Consider the following 16,071-nt stretch of genomic DNA (forward strand, 5'->3'; position numbering starts at 1 on the left):
GTGTTAGGAGCATGAGGATTTATATTGAACTTATAAAAAGTATTTGATTCAGAAAGCCTATTTAATCCCGAAAAGCCAATAATTAGGGTAACACAAATAAAATGTTTTTCGGGAAAATTTCGGGAAGAATGTAATTAAAAAATCCGTAAATACTTTTTAAATAAGTAGTTACGGACTTTATTTGTGGGCGATGAGGGGTTCGAACCCCCGACCCCCTCGGTGTAAACTACATACCCTTGTTTTTGGAAGTTGGCAGGTATTGTATTTACTGAAACCTTTGATTTAAATATTATAATAAACGTGTACGGAAATGTGTTAGGGTTTATAATTATATTTGTTACTATTTATTTTTTTAAATGTCTGAAATTCCAACAACTATACCAAACTTTTAATTTATTTTTTTTCTTCTCGTGATTTGTTATTTAGGCAATATTTCAAAATTATTATTAATGTAGTTATTTAATTTTGGGGATTAACTGTTTTTATTCTTTTTATGCTCAGCTAACAATTCTCTCAACAATACATTTTCTCGTTCCACAAATTCAAGCTTTTGTTTCAATAGTTCTAATTCACTATTACTTACTGTATTGCCAGAAAAGTCACTTTTATTATGATTCCCAACTATGCGATTCCCAATCTGATGAGCGTTTTTTTTTGAAGTAATATTTGTTTTATTTTTATTACTATGGTTATCATTCTGGGCTAAATCGATATTAATTAATTCGTCAATAGTTATCTTAAAATATTCGCATATTTTTTGGATAGTTTCTATTTGGGGATTACTCCTTCCCGCTAAATATGTGCTAATAGTGCTTTGTTTGATGTCAAACAAATTCCCAAAATCTTTTTGAGATAAATTATGCAGCAAGCACAAAGTTTTGATATTCAATCCTATAAAGTTATCCATAACAAAATTGTAATATTTTTTCTAACTAATATTGTAATAATTTCAAATATTGTAATACATTTGCCTTGACAATATACGAAAATAAAACGAAATTTATTGTGGATTTTTATTAAAAATGTGATAAAACATAAAATAATGCTTTTATTTTCTATTAAAAGGTTTAAGTATTAATAATTGTAGATACTAAAAATAATTATTCAAATTATTACAATTAATTGTATATCCAGTCTTTATGAATGCAGAAACAGTACTTAGCGTAGCTCAAGCACTCGCTCCAGAGGAGTTGGAACGTTTCTATGTATTGATTCTAAAAGAACTCGGAAAAGCAGAGGAAAAGAAAAAGGAAAGGATTGTTCAAAAAAATACTAAAATACCCCTTATCACAGATGCCGAAAGCATGCAAAAGGTTTGGAGAAGTCTAAAACGAGCCAAGGCTACAAAATTTAAGCATTTGCGTGCTGCGTGCTAAGTCTAAATCAAGAATATTTAAATTAAAAAACCAAAAGAACCGACGAGCAATTGCTCAAATTCCTTAACGCATTCGGGCATAAAGCCCGATGCTGAAAGGTTATAAAAAATGATTATGAAGAAACAAATTTTAGACAGCAATGTTTTTTCGGTAGCCTCTACCCTTTTGGGGTTTGGTAATACAGCTAAAAAGGAAGAAATTCAAAATACAATAGCAACAACTCTTGTAACTGATTTGAAAATTGAAACTCGAATTATGGCGGTTTATCCCGCTATTACCCAAGAGGCTTTTTCTTCTACAATGGATAACTACAGAAAACATATTGAAGGCTATAATTTTATGGCTAGAGCCGAAAATGAACAAACCATTAAACATAACCTACATGTTGAGTCTTTTCTAGCAGAAAATTATTTAAACGAGGTTCAAAATGAATTTTCAAAACTTTTTATTAAGCAAAATAAATCATTGCCCGCTAAAGCTTATAACAATTTGGTAGATGAGTTTTGCAAAGAATACGGAATGATTATATGCAGAAAGAAAATACAGGAAGTTAAATATGCAACCGAATTAATTTTTCAAAACTTGTTGCACTTGTATAATTCACAACTTATGAAACGCAATGAGCAATATATGAAGCTGGGCGTTACTGATATTAGACCCATTGAAGAGTTCAAAGTCAATTCATTTTTGGTAACCCAATTGAAACGTAATGGAATAAACAGTTTAGACCTTTGCAGAAAGACTGTACGCAATCATAGAAAGCGTTTAGAAGAATGCGGCGTTTTTGTTGATTACTGCTACAAAGGTCAAAACAAGCCTGTCGAATTACATATAAATACTGAAATTCTTGTAGTTTTAGACCTCAAAACTTCAAAATTAGTCGTTAATGGGAATCAATCTGTTAGCTCTGAAAATGGGAAAGATTTACCTGATAACAATGAAAATACTAGAACATTTTTAAATGAATATAAAAAGAAAGAGAATGTGAAAAACATTCCTCTTTCTGATAAGGAGTTCCCTTCGGTCACGTCTTCTAATTTTTCTACTGGAACACCGACAAGCAAAGAGCAAAATCCAACTCAGGGGGCGGGCGCGAAAAACACTAAAATTTCAGAAACTCAGTCCGAAAAACTCTTAAATCTAATTTTGCACCCACAAGAACTGGCGGAAAACCTTGCTGACAAGCAATACAGCAACTACAAACCGATAGATTTGCGTATTCTCGAAAAAGAAGCTTTCAACGGAACAATGCTAAAAGAAGAGTTTAGAGAGCTTTGTATTCAAGATTTTTTCAAGAGTATATCGAAAATTTATAAGAACAGCACCCCTTATTCCGGTTCTTGGAAAAAGGCAATTACCCTGTATATGAATTATAAATGGATTTCATTTAATGGAGATTCTTTTAATAAAGCCAATATTTTAGAAGATATAACCCAAATGCGTTGGCGTGGTGAGTGGGCTAGAAAGTGGTTTGTAAAAAATGAATTCCCTCCCCTATTCCCTTACGATTATTTTGACATGACCCGCAAGACCTCTAAAGAAGTTGGTTTTGAATATACAAAGGTAAAATATGCAGAACATTTGCAGTCAAAAGCGAAGTATGCGGCACTAAAAAAGAAACAACAAGCGAATGCTGTACGCAGAAAAGAAAAAATAAACCACTCTAAAAAATGTGAAAACGAAATAAACCGATTCTTCAAGAAGAAAATCACAATGCCCCAGTTGTTCGATTATGTAGAAAAGAATTTACCAGCGGACTTCTTAGAAAAGCTGCCAACTATGATTGAAAAGAAATCATTAAATATGAATCAAAAGGCGGCTTTCGATGATGATTTTTTAAAGTATAATCTCTCTGAATTTTAATACCTAATAAGCGCTAATTAACTAACGAACCTATATCATTTATGTATGGCTGTATTTGTACCCGAAAATTCTAAAATAAAAATGGTAATCCTTACCCAAAACAATGAGAGTAATGCGGTCTGGTATTCACCCATACAACAAAACCAACGCAATAGTAAATCGATAATTAGTAGTATGCTAAGACGATTTGATAAGCACAAACTAGCTAAAATAACTAATGTTATCCAATTTTACGAAAATGGAAATTTAATTGAACAAATAAACCTCATTGATTAACTAATCAAATCTCATACATAATTTATGAATCTTAAAACTTTAAATTATATAAGAAATAAATCCCAATTACAGGATTTGTATTTAAATCAAATACCCGAAAGAGTATTGGAAAGGGAAATTAACGACATTCTTAAAGAAACAAGAACTGGGGTTCCGATGGGTATGAGGCATCAAGCAAAAGCTTTACTGACACATGAGATTATAATATTCATTGACAGGAACGGAACACCTGACGGTTATTTATTGTCAGAGGAATTGGAAATTAAATTAAATAAGTATCGAGACCGATTGACTAGAAATAAACTATTGCAATGGGAGTTTGAACAGAATAAGAAAATAAGCAGAGACAATTTTAAATAAGCATATAATATGTCGATTATTATTTAAAATGTATTTAAAAAAATAGGCTGTCTCATTTTTGAGACAGCCTATTTTTTTTAAAGAGCTTTACAGTGTTTACAAATATGAAGGATAATATTTTATATGATAGCCTCGTAAATATGCATTTATATTAAGATATGTATAACCCGAATGCAATTGAAAAACTTCATACGGTAATATTTTTTTTGAAATGGATAAAACTTAATAGATTCTACACAATTTAAATCAAAATATTCTGTATAAATATCCCCCAGTCTTTTATAGTGGTAGAATCTTCAAAAAAATGGTATTTATTTAGGAGTAAAATCATTTTTTATTTGATTATTCAAAAATTTAGAAAATGCAAATTCAAAAATTTGTGGAAATTCATTGTTGACAATTCGATATAAACACATTACATTTTAATTTTTATAATATTATATTTTGTTTGTAGCTAAAATACTAAAAAACATTGTTATATTTGAAGCCAGATTTTTACAAATAATTTCATACAATTAAGAATATGTTTTTTTTAGGGATTTTAAAATTAGATAACGTAGAATACAGGCTACTCTCATTTCGTTACCATATCATGCAGCCAGTTGATTCTTGGGGAAAGTCAAAAGGACACCAAAGTCCATTTAGTTATAATGTAGTGATTGAATCAGATGATAGTACCGATCTGTTAGAATGGATAATTAGTGCCGAACCAAAAGACGGTACTTTTACATTTTATAAAGCCGATGGTGAGAGTAAGTATAGAGACATAAATTTTAAAAAAGCATATTGTGTTTCGCATACAGAAATGTTTATGTCCGATGGAACCTTACCCCTATACCAATTTATAACAATATCAGAACCAAGACAATTATTGCCTAAAAAACCTATTGTACAACCTGTAAAAATAGAACCGCAAGAGTCCAAATGGATTACTGATATAAAATGGATGTGTCCCGAAATGAAAAAAACTATAAACAAGGCTGATGTTGGAAACAAAGTAAGTCTTTTGGTTAGAACAATCAATTATAAAGAGGGCGAAACTGTATCTATAATAATTGATGAAGCAAATGGGGAAGATATTAAAACTGATACTAAAGAAATTACATTTAGTGGACAAGTAAATGCTGACGGTTTTGCAGAACTAAAAAAAGAAGTTATGATACATACACCAGCAAAAAAAGAAGAAGCAAATCTTTTTTAAATTGTTTTGAACCTACAAAATTAATTTTCGTGCATTATGAATTGTTCATTATTACAAGCTTTTACCCTAACAGTATCTTTTTCAAAAACAAGTCCTATATCACCCTTTAGTACCTTTTGAATTTGTTGAGGAGTCCATTTATTTTCACTTCTTACACCATTAATATAAATATCTGGCCAGAAACGAGCAGTCAAAATAGTTAAATGTATTATGTTATTTTCAATCTTGAATGGTTCTACTTGATATTTAATTAAATGAAAATCACAATCACTGTTTTCTTTTATAGAGTAAAATATAACTTTCGTCAATTTATCTAAAGGACATTTGTCTCGTAAAATATGATTTTTATCTTCGATATAAACCATAATTGCACCTTGGGGTACCATCATTTTTAATTGAGGGCTATACTCTATTTTAGTTACACAGTAATCGTCTAATTTTGGTTTCTCATTACAACATATACAAAGAAGAGCAAGAAATATGATTTTTTTCATAGAGTTACATTTTACTTTTTCAATTGAATAAAGCTGTTGATATTCTTACATTCCCAAAACTTTATGAAATAATCTATTACATTACTAGGATATTCATATTTTCAAAGCCTTAGCCTTTTATTAATTTTATGATTACTTTATTGTCGCTACAACTTCCTGCCCGTATCGTATCATTGTCAAAAATCAACCCTATATCTCCGCTTAATTTATCAGTAATTATTAATAAATCCTCATTTTCTCTGTGAAGTTGTCCATCTGAATTAAGAGGCAAAAAAGATTTTGTCCAAAATAAAAATGAAACAGAATTTGCTTTTTTTAATGGTATTTTACTAACTATACAATGAACAACATTCCTGTCTCCTTTTTTCATTGAAAATATAATAATTTTTTTTAGCCTTCCTTTTAGAATTTTTTTCAAAATGGCTGAATCCTCAACTTTAATATTTATTTGTAAAGTTGGTTGTTTTGATTTATAGTTAGAAAACTCCTCATATTCTAATCTTTCGATACAAACAGTTGGTTTTGTTTCTTTATTCGAATTACATGAGATTATGAATAAAAATATTAATAATGTTTTTTTCATAAGGTTATATTTTTACTAGTAACAATTAGATTAAAGCCTGTAGCATTTCATTCCTAAAAGCTTTAATAAAATGATTTCACACATTAAAGTGTTTTAAATTTATATGAGTCAATTACTTAATTGTTTGAATTATAAATTTTCTGTCTTTACAACTTCCAACTCGTATTGTATCATTGTCAAAAACTAAACCTATATCTCCGTTCAATGCTTTTATTATTTCATCTGATTTCCATGTTTTTCTGTTATTTAGAACATTAGGTTTGAAATAACTTGTACGAATTAGAAAAGAAAAGGTATTTCCTGATCTAAAAAGGCGTTCATGAGTTTGATAATAAATAAATAGCTTATCCTCTTTTTTTATAGAAAATATAAGGAGTTCTTTTAATTTTCCTCCTTCTAGTTTCTTGCAAACAGACGAATCTTCAACTTTAATATTTATTGTTACAGCTGGTGATTCACCTAAATTATCGTTTAAAGGTTCATAGTACTTTATACTTTCTACACAAATAGTTGATTTTGTTTTTTTATCAGTATGGCATGAAACTATAAATACTATTGTTAAAAAGATTAATACTTTTTTCATAAGGTTATATTTTTACTTTCAATTTGTTCTATAAATCCCTTATAATCTTCAAGCTTTCCGAATGCTTTTTTAAAGTCGTCAGGATACATATTAGCTTGTGCCATACCATAATGATACTGACCAGCTTTAAAACGAAAGGAAACAAATTTCCAATTTCTGTCAACTAAAGTTTGATGGGTATAAGCTCTTCTTTCTGAATTTATATGTGTTTTGTTTTTTACATCGTTAATGCAATCTACTAAATGTTTGTGTTCGTGGGCACAAACGCTCATAATATCATAACCCGTGTCAAAATTCAGACCAATTCGACCATAATCTATGCTTATTTCAGCTTCTAGGTCTTTTAAGTATTCTGAATATTTAGCATAGCCCCCAACCCTTGTAATTCCAAGCTCTGTTCCTTCAAGTTGTTCTCTTGCTCCATCTGTCCATCCATCTGTCCTTCTTTTTATTTCAGCTTTACTTAAATGCCTATTTAAATTATCAGCATCTGTGATAGTTTTATATTTCAATTCATTCAAGCTATAACCTGCTTCTTGATAGTAATGATTGTATATTTTTTCGGCAACATTCATTCGGGTTACATAGGATAAATCAGTTATTATAGTTCCATATTTTTTAGCAGCTTCTAAGTTTACTATATTCCCAATACCAGTAAAAGAAACATCTTTGTCATAGAATTCTTTAGGGAGAGTACCATGTGAATAAGGTATTCTAGCGGTATCCCTTCCTGTAATGAATATTCTTTTTGTGCTATTCTCTGTTGAGCCAAGATAATTACCTGACATGTCAAAATAGTCACCTTCTTCTATGTCAAGAATTCTTAATGTTACGTGCTGAAAACTAGTGTCACCGTCTACTGATTTAATTCGATAAGTTAAGCCCATTATATTTTTTCTACTAGGTTTATATTTTACTTCTTTCTTTAGTTCCGCTATACCTTCAGTATTACTTTATCGCTAATAGTAATTATTCTTAAATCGGTAAAAGCATCATTTGATATTCTAATTTGTAAGATTAGTTCTTAAACAAATCTAAAGCTTTTTCTTAATATACACCCTATTGCAGAAAATGTTTTTTACAAGATTAGAATTGTGAAACTACACCATTTTTTGCAAAGCCTTTGCAAAAGAAACCCAACCTCAAGTAAAGTCCGCAAAAGTCCGCATTACCCCTAATCGCTATAAAATCCTGTCTAATATTTGCACTCAACAATGAAACAACACCCCTAATACTCTATACAAGACCGAAACGAAAATGAATGCAGATAACTTGTTACACAGAACTTTATTAGGCGGTCAAGAGTATGAGCCGTTGTTCCCCAAGGTTAGCTCAAAAAGAACCTACCTAGGCAACGGCAATACTTTTGTAACTGTTCAATTCATGCAGAAATGGATAGCAAAGCACAATTATCAAACAAAGAAAATTGCAAAGCTTTTGCAAAAGGACACATTGAAAGAAACATGCGATAGTATTTACTGGTTCCTATATCACCATATTCAGTATAAAGCCGATACGCAGAACCAAGACTTACAAAGTCCTTCTTATGCATTCGAGCATCGCGCAATAGGAATGGATTGTAAATCATATTCCGTTTTCGCGAGTTGCATATTGCTTAATTTAGGAATTAGGCACTATATCCGACAAATAAAACAGCCGAGTTGGAAACCTGAATTATTTACCCACGTGTATGTGATAGTGCCATTAAATCAAGAAACAGCAGACATAAAAGACGGTTATTTCATCATAGATGCAACCACCAGTAATAACAGAGAACCGATATATACAATGGCAGAAGATACCGAAGTTAATTTACCGCATTATGGGTTAAACGCTCCTAGGTCTACCCGTAAAGGGTTTGCGAAGAAAACTAAAACCTTTTCAAAAAAAGAATCAAACCTAGGGATTTATGCCGTCATAGGCGGAATTATAGGCGGTGTGTTTGTTTTTGGAAAAAAAAATTAAAACAATGAAGTATGATAATTATTAATGCAGATGAAAACGGTTTAGGAAAACCGAAGTGGATGCGAAACGTCAATTTAAAAAATGCTGTTAAAGCGACAGTTGCGCCACAAACTTTGATTTTGAAAAAGCATCCAAAACGACCTCCGCCACCGCCTCCACCTCCGCCACCTATATACGACGATGCCGAATCCAGTTACAATGAAACTGATTCCTTTGAAGACAGCGAAGAGCAAGGACTAGGAAGGTCAAAAAGACCTAAGAAAGGTCTCAAAAAACTGGTTCGAAAAGTGAATCTTAAAAACACTATTAAGGTTGCAAAGTTTGCAGGTCCTCTAGTAGCGGGAATTATACCAGGAGGAGGCACGGCAATGAAGGTATTGGATTCCAAAGTGGGTAAAACGGTTATGAAAGTGGCAAAATCCAAAATCGTAAAAAAAGGGGTCAAACTGGCGCAGTCAAAGGTAGGTAGAGCGGTTGTAAACCAAGCTAGGGCAAAAATTGAAGGCGTAAGTGAGATTGAACCTAGAGGGTTTTCGGAAACTGCTGCAAAAGAGATTGCAATTAACGACACCAATAGCAGTACCAATACGAACACATCGGAAGCCGTGAATGAGCCTGTAGGCGAATTAACCCCTGTAAAACAGGTAGAACCCGTTACCGAAAAATTGATACCACCTGATGCGGGAAAAAAGAACAACACTATGCTTTATGTCATTGGAGCGGTTGTTATAGTGGGTGGAATTTACATGGCAACAAAAAAAAAGTAAGTAATTAAATCAACACAAAAATGAATAAAGAGGTAGTAATTATTGGGGGTGGTGTAGTTGGTGGTGTAGTATCCAATGGATTGACCGCATTAATCCCCTACTCCGAAAGTCCAATTATCAATTTGGCAATTGCGGGAGCTTCCGCTTTTGGAGTCACCAGAGTAAAAGGAACAAGCACTAGAGACAATTTACTAAAAGGGGCTTTGATAGGAAGTACACTCACACAAGCTGCTATAAGCATCAAAAAGATTGCCACAAAAAACCTAAGTGCACGCCTTATCGCTGACGGTAAAGCAACCCAGTTTATGAAAGGGGCTGTCGGTCTTGCCTGTCCTTACGAAGATGGCTTAAACGGCGCTTTTATGGGTGGTGACGGTCATGTTTACCAATACGATGAAAACGGATTGAACGGAACGTATATAGACGAGGCGGGAAATATTTTTCAAGAGAACGGGCTAAATGGCACCTTCACGGATGAATACGGAAACGTTTTTGAAGTTCAAGACGGTCTTCATGGCGCATTGGAAGACGAATTGTATCAAAATGGACTTCAAGGTGTAGAAGAAGAAGTGTACGGTGAAGACGGTCTTCACGGAGCGGAGGAAGATTTGTACAACGAAATTTATTAATAGCAAAAAAAAAAAATCAAACAATCATCAATCAAAAAATAATCAAATGAGCAGAAGAACAGAACTAGCGTCAGCAGTAGCCACAATCAAGGCTAAAGGTAAAGGGGGGATCCCTAAAATCGGTCAGGTAGAATTAACGGACAAAACGCTGTACCTAAATGTGGCGGTAAAAGGTCAGGCGGGTATTGTAAACCTTGTTGATGTAAATACCCGTAGAGAGGTGGGAATCACCAATATTGACGGAAATAAATTGAATGCGGGGCGTGATTATGTTATAGACGGTATCCGTGTTTTATGGGGACAGGATGCTAACCTAAAAGCCCAAAATTGGGGTACTGTAAAAAACCTTATGCCCGCTGAGTTTCTGGCAGCAGAATTTAGGGTTAAACAAGCGGGTGCCGTCTTGGTCGATATGCCGATTACGGATTTAACCATTGACCCATTTGTGGCTTTCAGAAGCTTGTCAACCTCTCCATTAATCCGAAGCAATTTAGAATTCGAGATTGAAATCGAGTACCCTAAGAACGTATCGGTTCCAACCGACAAGGATTATAACGTTCGTTTTGAATTTAGGGCACACCAAGCTAAACGATAATCCAAAAGTTTTTTAACAGACACATAAAGAGCCGTAATCGTAAAGGCTTACGGCTTTTTTTAAAATTTAAATTATGTCAGCAATAAGAGAAAAAGTAATCCATTTAATTATTCCCAAAAATGAAACCGAAATGTCGTTTACCACCGCATTAGACAACGGTTTTATTCTTGGGGCTGAATTGCACACCAACCACGAGGATATAAACAATATGGCGGTTTATGGTATTTATGACGATAGTGGTGTGGCATTCTCAAAACCATGTCATATTAACCATTGGAAGCGCAGAGAGGGTTCGGGATTCGACGATAGCTACAAGCCTTTGCTTTTTGAAACTGAGTCTAAAACCTTTAGTTTCAAAGTAAAGACGCTAAATGCAGTATCAAAAGACACCTATTTTCATTTGATTTTAATGTACAAAATCAGGGAAGACTGCGCTTAAATTAAACCGTTAAAAACTGACCTATGAATGATATTTCATTAATAGAGACTGGTTTAGTCTTTTTAAAAGTGAAATCCGACAGAGAAATTACAATCGATAACGTGACCACTTTACAAGTCAAAAACAATGGTCTTGTTAGTGTCTTTATCAATGAGCTTGAACTTCAACCAAACGAACACTTTACCCTTGCTGTCCCTGATGGCACAATCACAAAAGTGGTCTTGGATATTCAATTTAGTCAAACTGACAACGGTATCAATGAAGAGTTTAAAAAATTCAGTTGGCACAAAAAAGAGTTGGACATTATTTACAGAAAATTAATCACATGCAAGAATTAGACAAACTTATAGACAAGCTTAACACCGATATGTATTCCGCTGTTTCGGTTTTGGATTTGGATACTTCCGCTTTTGTGTTTCGAAATAAAAGCCATGCCGAAATCCTAGCCGAATACGGTAGTGCCGAAGAATTTTTTGAAACTCTTTTTGCCAATGGGCACAGAAGATTAACCTTGACTTTAAAGCGTAAAAACGGTAGTACTTATAAAGTGGACGGCAAGAGTTTTGATGTGAATTTTTCTAAAAATACCCAATCGACAGAAGTGGTTAAACAACCCGCTACTGTTCATAAGGCTGAAATGTTTCCCAACTCGTTTGGCTTGGGTTCACTTGATATGATTAACTTGTTTGTGGCCAAAAACGATGCTCAACGATTGCATACTGAAAATGAGATTTTAAAAGCAACCGAGAAAGAAAACAAAAAGCTGATTGAAGAACTCAAAGAAGAGCGTTTAGCATCAAAATATGATACGGCTAGAAGCAACGGGACACAGGAAATGTTATTGGGAGCGATGCAACATTTACCAACCATTTTGGCAACCTTCAACGGAGCCGCGCCGGTTACTGGATTAGCCTCCCCTACCGAAAACTATTCAACTCCCGCAAAACAAAATCTTGCAAGGGCTTTGCAAAACCTTGATGATTCTACCGCAAACGTACTGGAGAGTATCAACAACGCAATGGGTACCAACCCCGAATTTACGAACGAATTAGCAGAACTATTACAAAAGCATCAATTATGGCAGGCATAAATAACACCTCACAAATTATAGTTAAAGGAAACAATCCTTTTGAAACCAAATCAAAAGCTAGTGCTTTAAGTCAATTGTCCAAACTGGATTTGGATGTACTTACAAAGCTGGCTGAATTATCCAAAAATCCAATGGCTATTACACAGCTAAAAACCAATTTTCCTATGATAAAAGGTTTTTTGACGTCGTAAAAATCAAAAAACAGTAATCAAATGAATAAGAAAGGTTTAAGGAGTCCCGCAATAACAAAAGCATTAACAAGCCCCGAGGGACAAAAATTAGGCTTTACCGTTTTGAAAGTGGCTCTAATTGGTACCGTCTTTGGAATAGCCTATTACAAATTATTCATGGGTTTTAAGCCCCTTCGTTTAGATCCAAGGTACGCACCCAGTAGCATAAATGATAGTCAAGCCAAAGCCAGAGCCGAAGCCATTTACACCGCTTTATTGGGGATGGGTGCCAACTACCCCACCGTAGAAAACAATTTGTCGGGTCTAAATCACAATGCTTTTATCAAAATCATTAATGCATTTGGCGAGCGCAGAAGTTCAACACTTTCTAAACTGACTTTGGTAGAATGGCTTCAAGACCAATTTAATGAGAAGGAAATAGCCAAACTCCGATTTCTAATTAAAGGATTTTTCTAATGACAAACACAAAAAAAGCAGTACTCGTAAGTGTTTCTGTACTGGTATTGGGAGCGGGAATTTATTTTGCCACCAAAACAGGCAAAAACGGTAAAACACTTTTTGGAGGGAAGAAAAAATACATTGACGAAGGTGATATCAATCAAGTCCCTGTTTTCTCCCCTAGTCAAAAAGCTACGGCTTTGTATAATGCCATGAACATTTACAACGGCACGGATGAGCAAACTATTATCGAAGAATTAACAGGAGTTACACAAAATCAGTTTGCCTTAATCAGTAAAGCGTTTGGTCTTCGAAACTACAACCGATTATTAGGCTACAATACCATTGGTGGTGCGAATCTGTCTTTAAAGACGTGGTTAAAAGAAGAACTGAGCACAGCAGATTACAACTTATTGAGAAAGAAATTCCCAATGCATTTATAAAAATAGAGACGATGAAATTGAGTGATGAAAATAAAATATTAATTGGGGTTACCGTAATTGGCGTAGGAGCTTTGGGATTTTTTTATTGGAAAAAAAAGCAAAATGAAGCCTTAGACAATACAACGGACGTTATGCTGGAGTCCGCAGAACCCAGTTCGCAAGCCACTAACCCAAATCCGCAAACCGGTGCTTCCTTAAACCGAAATCTACTATTAACCAAAGGTAGCAAAGGTCTTGAAGTTAGGGAATTGCAACGCTTGTTAGGTGTACCCATTGATGGTGATTTTGGTTCTATTACCCTTGCAGCTTTAGTGGCACAGAAAGGGGTTAGCAAGATAAGTATCAATGCTTTTTCCAAAAAAGCAAACGTTAAAACAAACGTCAAAACAAAATCCAAGATCGTTGCAAAACCTATTGCAAAAGCCGCAAGAAAGGTTTTACCTAAAGTGGGTCAAAAATTACAGGCGATAAAGGATACCAGTTTGTTTATTGCCAAGAAAGGAGCCAACGGAAAATACTTTGGTACCGGAGATAAATTCTTTAGCGGTGGTGATTTAAAATACGGGGATTTCGCGGGAACTTTTGTTGATGTGAATGCGACGGGTAATTATTTAGTCAAAATTTTTGACGGCTTTGCTTTTGTAAAAGCCGATGCCGTAAAACCTTATTGATTATGACCACACAAACCAAAGTAGTTATTGGTGCAATTGCCGTAATCGGATTGTATCTATTATTTAAAAAACCAAAAGTTGAACCTCAAAAAGTAATCCTGTAATGAGTTTTGTTTTATCTAATAAAACCTTGTTTTACAATGCATTCGTAAAATATGGTATCACCACCCCTTTAAGAATTGCCCATTTTCTAGGACAATTGGCTCACGAGAGCCGAAATTTCACCGCTTCCGTTGAATCTATATCCTATAACAACGCCCAAAAGAAATATCAAAACCATAAATATTTGGGTAATACCAAAGTCGGTGACGGTTATCGATTTCGAGGGCGTGGACTCATCCAATTGACAGGTCGAGCCAATTACCAACGTTACAAAAATTTCTCAGGAATTGATATTGTAAATAACCCCAGTTTGGCATCCGATTTAGCAATCTCTATTGATATTGCCTGTTGGTATTGGGTTTATGGCAGTGCATGGGGTAATCTTAACAAATATGCCGATCTCGACAATGTTACCAGTGTTACCAAAGGGATTAACGGAGGTACAAACGGACTGGAAGAGCGTATTAAACTCGTAGCCTATTATAAAGCCCAAAAAGTAACTCTCGAAGTATTAAAAAAAAAAGTTCAATTACCTAGTCGCAAGTCTTCTAATGCTCACGCTTGGGATTGGCTCGCATATAATTATCAAATATTCAAATTTAAATGAAAAACATTTTAATCAATAGTTTCAAATATCTTCAAGAGCACTTTTTGTTTATGCTGTTAGTATTGGCGGGTATTTTCACCAAGATTTATTTTGCTATCAGCAAAGGCAAGAAACCTACCCTGAGTTGGTTTCTTGCCGAAGCTATAGTTAGCGTATTTGTGGCGTTTTCGGTTTATGTGATTTGTGACCAATACCTAAGCCTTAACAAAGTCATTGCCTATGTCATTTGCGCTTGGGGTGGTTCTTTATCCACCCTTATACATAGTGAAGTTGAAGAACTAATCAGCAGCTTTTTTGATGTTCTCAAAGTGTTGCTAAAAACCAAATTTAAATAATCATGTCAAAAAATATCCAATTTCTAAATTCTCTCAAAACCCTTTTGGAGCTGCTTTACTTTCTTATTGCCCTTTTTACTTTGGGCTTGATATTTAATAGTTGTGCGACTAAGCCTATCGAAAACACGCACACTATTGAGCGGGTTATAGAACACCATACGGACAGCGTAAAAAGCACAGAGATAAACAAGGCGATTATTGATAGTTTAATGATTCAGATTGCCAAAGTTAAAACGGCTAAACCTGATTGTGACAGCATAACACAAGCCACCGTTGACCAACTATTGCAACAACTCAACAGACGCAAAAAATCAGGCGATAATGAAGCGGGTATCCATTACGACGATTTAAAAAAAGAGCTTGTAATCTGGCAGAAAATGGCAGAAACCAAAAATGAAAATGTAGCTACCAACAAAGTAAAGATTGTTACCCAAATTGACAAGCAATTCGTAAAAGTCCCTGTTAGATATATTCCTCTTTGGGTTAAAATCTTAGCCTTTATCGGGTTTGGTTTTCTTGTTTTTGTGGGGTATCGAATCGCCCGAATTTGGTTTTAATCCTTGTAAATATGTAGTAAAATGAGTCTCAGAAATGTAATTATCACGGTAGGCATAGTCGGTGCTTTTAGTTATTTCCTCCTTGGTGATAAAATAAAAAAAATCGTTGAACAACTTCAAAACGTAAAGGTTTTACCCGTTGCCTTCAAGAATTTAAATGCAAAATGGAATGACGGGATGCCTTATGTTACTTTCAAACTCGATTTAAAAGTTATCAATCCTACCCCTGTAAATTTCAATGCCAATATTGTAGCGGTAACGCTGAAAAGAATCTTGTTCTATGATAAAAAGAACGTTCTTTTTGGTTCTTCTGAACTAAACATTAACGCGATTACTATTCCCGCCAATTCCAGTATAACCTTAAAAGATATTCCAATTGCATTGGATTTGAAAACCGCAATTAATACCGCCCTTTCCATAATCCAAAACGATGGCTTAAAGGTTGATGATGTTAGAATTGTAGCTGTCATTAGTGTTTTAGGAATCGATTACAAACTCACTTAGAT

The 16,071-nt window shown here is 34.1% G+C and carries 25 protein-coding genes; 20 read left to right on the forward strand and 5 right to left on the reverse strand.

The features are described from left to right. Positions 1-472: 472 nt before the first annotated feature. A complete protein-coding gene (locus tag OZP08_RS00770) occupies positions 473-907 on the reverse strand; it encodes a helix-turn-helix transcriptional regulator (RefSeq protein WP_281322749.1) in 435 nt (144 codons plus the stop codon). A 232-nt stretch (positions 908-1,139) separates the two neighbouring features. On the opposite strand from OZP08_RS00770, the gene OZP08_RS00775 reads away from it, so the two are divergent. The 5 genes from OZP08_RS00775 (at position 1,140) to tssD (ending at position 5,076) form a co-directional block, all read left to right on the forward strand. Continuing rightward, entirely contained in the window at positions 1,140-1,376 is a 237-nt protein-coding gene (locus tag OZP08_RS00775) for a hypothetical protein (RefSeq protein ID WP_268847859.1), read from the forward strand. A 114-nt stretch (positions 1,377-1,490) separates the two neighbouring features. Beyond that, positions 1,491-3,239: a hypothetical protein gene (locus OZP08_RS00780; RefSeq protein ID WP_281322750.1), complete on the forward strand. Its 1,749-nt coding sequence runs from the start codon at positions 1,491-1,493 to the stop codon at positions 3,237-3,239. 45 nt (positions 3,240-3,284) lie between these two features. Beyond that, positions 3,285-3,515: a hypothetical protein gene (locus tag OZP08_RS00785; protein ID WP_268847862.1), complete on the forward strand. Its 231-nt coding sequence runs from the start codon at positions 3,285-3,287 to the stop codon at positions 3,513-3,515. 24 nt (positions 3,516-3,539) lie between these two features. Then, complete coding sequence (locus OZP08_RS00790; protein WP_268847863.1) at positions 3,540-3,875, forward strand: hypothetical protein; 336 nt, start codon at positions 3,540-3,542, stop codon at positions 3,873-3,875. A gap of 523 nt (positions 3,876-4,398) precedes the next feature. Next, complete coding sequence (gene tssD / locus OZP08_RS00795) at positions 4,399-5,076, forward strand: type VI secretion system tube protein TssD (RefSeq protein ID WP_268847864.1); 678 nt, start codon at positions 4,399-4,401, stop codon at positions 5,074-5,076. Between the two features lie 20 nt (positions 5,077-5,096). Here tssD and OZP08_RS00800 read toward each other — a convergent pair whose 3' ends face one another. From OZP08_RS00800 to OZP08_RS00815, 4 genes are all read right to left on the reverse strand, one after another. Beyond that, positions 5,097-5,570 carry a hypothetical protein gene (locus OZP08_RS00800; protein WP_268847865.1) on the reverse strand — a complete coding sequence of 158 codons (474 nt, stop codon included), beginning with the start codon at positions 5,568-5,570 and terminating at the stop codon, positions 5,097-5,099. Positions 5,571-5,679: 109 nt separating this feature from the next. Beyond that, on the reverse strand, positions 5,680-6,153 hold the full coding sequence (locus OZP08_RS00805) for a hypothetical protein (RefSeq protein WP_281322751.1): 474 nt from the start codon (positions 6,151-6,153) through the stop codon (positions 5,680-5,682). 112 nt (positions 6,154-6,265) lie between these two features. Continuing rightward, complete coding sequence (locus OZP08_RS00810) at positions 6,266-6,736, reverse strand: hypothetical protein (RefSeq protein ID WP_268847868.1); 471 nt, start codon at positions 6,734-6,736, stop codon at positions 6,266-6,268. Continuing rightward, positions 6,733-7,623, reverse strand: coding sequence for a hypothetical protein (locus OZP08_RS00815; protein ID WP_281322752.1), 891 nt, complete (start codon positions 7,621-7,623; stop codon positions 6,733-6,735). The genes OZP08_RS00810 and OZP08_RS00815 overlap by 4 nt, the downstream gene beginning before the upstream one ends. Before the next feature lie 370 nt (positions 7,624-7,993). Between OZP08_RS00815 and OZP08_RS00820 the strand changes: the two genes are divergently transcribed. From OZP08_RS00820 to OZP08_RS00890, 15 genes are all read left to right on the forward strand, one after another. Further along, the gene (locus OZP08_RS00820; RefSeq protein WP_281322753.1) at positions 7,994-8,701 is read left to right on the forward strand and encodes a transglutaminase-like domain-containing protein; all 708 of its coding nucleotides are present in this window, start codon (positions 7,994-7,996) and stop codon (positions 8,699-8,701) included. A gap of 11 nt (positions 8,702-8,712) precedes the next feature. Beyond that, complete coding sequence (locus tag OZP08_RS00825; protein WP_281322754.1) at positions 8,713-9,468, forward strand: hypothetical protein; 756 nt, start codon at positions 8,713-8,715, stop codon at positions 9,466-9,468. 20 nt (positions 9,469-9,488) lie between these two features. Beyond that, a complete protein-coding gene (locus tag OZP08_RS00830; RefSeq protein ID WP_268847873.1) occupies positions 9,489-10,097 on the forward strand; it encodes a hypothetical protein in 609 nt (202 codons plus the stop codon). Between the two features lie 46 nt (positions 10,098-10,143). After that, the gene (locus OZP08_RS00835) at positions 10,144-10,692 is read left to right on the forward strand and encodes a hypothetical protein (RefSeq protein ID WP_281322755.1); all 549 of its coding nucleotides are present in this window, start codon (positions 10,144-10,146) and stop codon (positions 10,690-10,692) included. Between the two features lie 73 nt (positions 10,693-10,765). Beyond that, a complete protein-coding gene (locus OZP08_RS00840; RefSeq protein ID WP_268847875.1) occupies positions 10,766-11,131 on the forward strand; it encodes a hypothetical protein in 366 nt (121 codons plus the stop codon). 23 nt (positions 11,132-11,154) lie between these two features. After that, complete coding sequence (locus OZP08_RS00845; RefSeq protein WP_268847876.1) at positions 11,155-11,469, forward strand: hypothetical protein; 315 nt, start codon at positions 11,155-11,157, stop codon at positions 11,467-11,469. Then, positions 11,457-12,221, forward strand: a complete 765-nt coding sequence (locus OZP08_RS00850) for a hypothetical protein (protein WP_281322756.1) — start codon at positions 11,457-11,459, stop codon at positions 12,219-12,221. The genes OZP08_RS00845 and OZP08_RS00850 overlap by 13 nt, the downstream gene beginning before the upstream one ends. Continuing rightward, on the forward strand, positions 12,209-12,412 hold the full coding sequence (locus tag OZP08_RS00855) for a hypothetical protein (protein ID WP_268847878.1): 204 nt from the start codon (positions 12,209-12,211) through the stop codon (positions 12,410-12,412). Before OZP08_RS00850 ends, OZP08_RS00855 begins: the two co-directional genes overlap by 13 nt. Before the next feature lie 21 nt (positions 12,413-12,433). Continuing rightward, a complete protein-coding gene (locus tag OZP08_RS00860) occupies positions 12,434-12,868 on the forward strand; it encodes a hypothetical protein (protein WP_281322757.1) in 435 nt (144 codons plus the stop codon). Continuing rightward, positions 12,868-13,293, forward strand: a complete 426-nt coding sequence (locus OZP08_RS00865; RefSeq protein ID WP_281322758.1) for a hypothetical protein — start codon at positions 12,868-12,870, stop codon at positions 13,291-13,293. Before OZP08_RS00860 ends, OZP08_RS00865 begins: the two co-directional genes overlap by 1 nt. Before the next feature lie 11 nt (positions 13,294-13,304). Next, the gene (locus OZP08_RS00870; RefSeq protein WP_281322759.1) at positions 13,305-13,964 is read left to right on the forward strand and encodes a peptidoglycan-binding domain-containing protein; all 660 of its coding nucleotides are present in this window, start codon (positions 13,305-13,307) and stop codon (positions 13,962-13,964) included. A 103-nt stretch (positions 13,965-14,067) separates the two neighbouring features. Next, positions 14,068-14,673, forward strand: a complete 606-nt coding sequence (locus OZP08_RS00875; protein ID WP_281322760.1) for a glycoside hydrolase family 19 protein — start codon at positions 14,068-14,070, stop codon at positions 14,671-14,673. Beyond that, positions 14,670-15,008 carry a hypothetical protein gene (locus OZP08_RS00880; protein WP_281322761.1) on the forward strand — a complete coding sequence of 113 codons (339 nt, stop codon included), beginning with the start codon at positions 14,670-14,672 and terminating at the stop codon, positions 15,006-15,008. Before OZP08_RS00875 ends, OZP08_RS00880 begins: the two co-directional genes overlap by 4 nt. A 2-nt stretch (positions 15,009-15,010) precedes the next feature. Next, positions 15,011-15,565 (forward strand): hypothetical protein, encoded by a 555-nt coding sequence (locus OZP08_RS00885; protein ID WP_268847886.1) that lies wholly within the window; start codon positions 15,011-15,013, stop codon positions 15,563-15,565. A 21-nt stretch (positions 15,566-15,586) separates the two neighbouring features. After that, positions 15,587-16,069: a hypothetical protein gene (locus OZP08_RS00890; protein ID WP_268847887.1), complete on the forward strand. Its 483-nt coding sequence runs from the start codon at positions 15,587-15,589 to the stop codon at positions 16,067-16,069. Positions 16,070-16,071: the final 2 nt, after the last annotated feature.

This window comes from Flavobacterium aestivum (assembly GCF_026870175.2).
Classification (GTDB): Bacteria; Bacteroidota; Bacteroidia; order Flavobacteriales; family Flavobacteriaceae; genus Flavobacterium; species Flavobacterium aestivum.

Coding starts and splice junctions, on each gene's coding strand:
- OZP08_RS00770 (WP_281322749.1), bottom strand. CDS start 907: ATGGATAACTTTATAGGATTGAATATCAAAACTTTGTGCTTGCTGCAT.
- OZP08_RS00775 (WP_268847859.1), top strand. CDS start 1,140: ATGAATGCAGAAACAGTACTTAGCGTAGCTCAAGCACTCGCTCCAGAG.
- OZP08_RS00780 (WP_281322750.1), top strand. CDS start 1,491: ATGAAGAAACAAATTTTAGACAGCAATGTTTTTTCGGTAGCCTCTACC.
- OZP08_RS00785 (WP_268847862.1), top strand. CDS start 3,285: ATGGCTGTATTTGTACCCGAAAATTCTAAAATAAAAATGGTAATCCTT.
- OZP08_RS00790 (WP_268847863.1), top strand. CDS start 3,540: ATGAATCTTAAAACTTTAAATTATATAAGAAATAAATCCCAATTACAG.
- tssD (WP_268847864.1), top strand. CDS start 4,399: ATGTTTTTTTTAGGGATTTTAAAATTAGATAACGTAGAATACAGGCTA.
- OZP08_RS00800 (WP_268847865.1), bottom strand. CDS start 5,570: ATGAAAAAAATCATATTTCTTGCTCTTCTTTGTATATGTTGTAATGAG.
- OZP08_RS00805 (WP_281322751.1), bottom strand. CDS start 6,153: ATGAAAAAAACATTATTAATATTTTTATTCATAATCTCATGTAATTCG.
- OZP08_RS00810 (WP_268847868.1), bottom strand. CDS start 6,736: ATGAAAAAAGTATTAATCTTTTTAACAATAGTATTTATAGTTTCATGC.
- OZP08_RS00815 (WP_281322752.1), bottom strand. CDS start 7,623: ATGGGCTTAACTTATCGAATTAAATCAGTAGACGGTGACACTAGTTTT.
- OZP08_RS00820 (WP_281322753.1), top strand. CDS start 7,994: ATGAATGCAGATAACTTGTTACACAGAACTTTATTAGGCGGTCAAGAG.
- OZP08_RS00825 (WP_281322754.1), top strand. CDS start 8,713: ATGATAATTATTAATGCAGATGAAAACGGTTTAGGAAAACCGAAGTGG.
- OZP08_RS00830 (WP_268847873.1), top strand. CDS start 9,489: ATGAATAAAGAGGTAGTAATTATTGGGGGTGGTGTAGTTGGTGGTGTA.
- OZP08_RS00835 (WP_281322755.1), top strand. CDS start 10,144: ATGAGCAGAAGAACAGAACTAGCGTCAGCAGTAGCCACAATCAAGGCT.
- OZP08_RS00840 (WP_268847875.1), top strand. CDS start 10,766: ATGTCAGCAATAAGAGAAAAAGTAATCCATTTAATTATTCCCAAAAAT.
- OZP08_RS00845 (WP_268847876.1), top strand. CDS start 11,155: ATGAATGATATTTCATTAATAGAGACTGGTTTAGTCTTTTTAAAAGTG.
- OZP08_RS00850 (WP_281322756.1), top strand. CDS start 11,457: ATGCAAGAATTAGACAAACTTATAGACAAGCTTAACACCGATATGTAT.
- OZP08_RS00855 (WP_268847878.1), top strand. CDS start 12,209: ATGGCAGGCATAAATAACACCTCACAAATTATAGTTAAAGGAAACAAT.
- OZP08_RS00860 (WP_281322757.1), top strand. CDS start 12,434: ATGAATAAGAAAGGTTTAAGGAGTCCCGCAATAACAAAAGCATTAACA.
- OZP08_RS00865 (WP_281322758.1), top strand. CDS start 12,868: ATGACAAACACAAAAAAAGCAGTACTCGTAAGTGTTTCTGTACTGGTA.
- OZP08_RS00870 (WP_281322759.1), top strand. CDS start 13,305: ATGAAATTGAGTGATGAAAATAAAATATTAATTGGGGTTACCGTAATT.
- OZP08_RS00875 (WP_281322760.1), top strand. CDS start 14,068: ATGAGTTTTGTTTTATCTAATAAAACCTTGTTTTACAATGCATTCGTA.
- OZP08_RS00880 (WP_281322761.1), top strand. CDS start 14,670: ATGAAAAACATTTTAATCAATAGTTTCAAATATCTTCAAGAGCACTTT.
- OZP08_RS00885 (WP_268847886.1), top strand. CDS start 15,011: ATGTCAAAAAATATCCAATTTCTAAATTCTCTCAAAACCCTTTTGGAG.
- OZP08_RS00890 (WP_268847887.1), top strand. CDS start 15,587: ATGAGTCTCAGAAATGTAATTATCACGGTAGGCATAGTCGGTGCTTTT.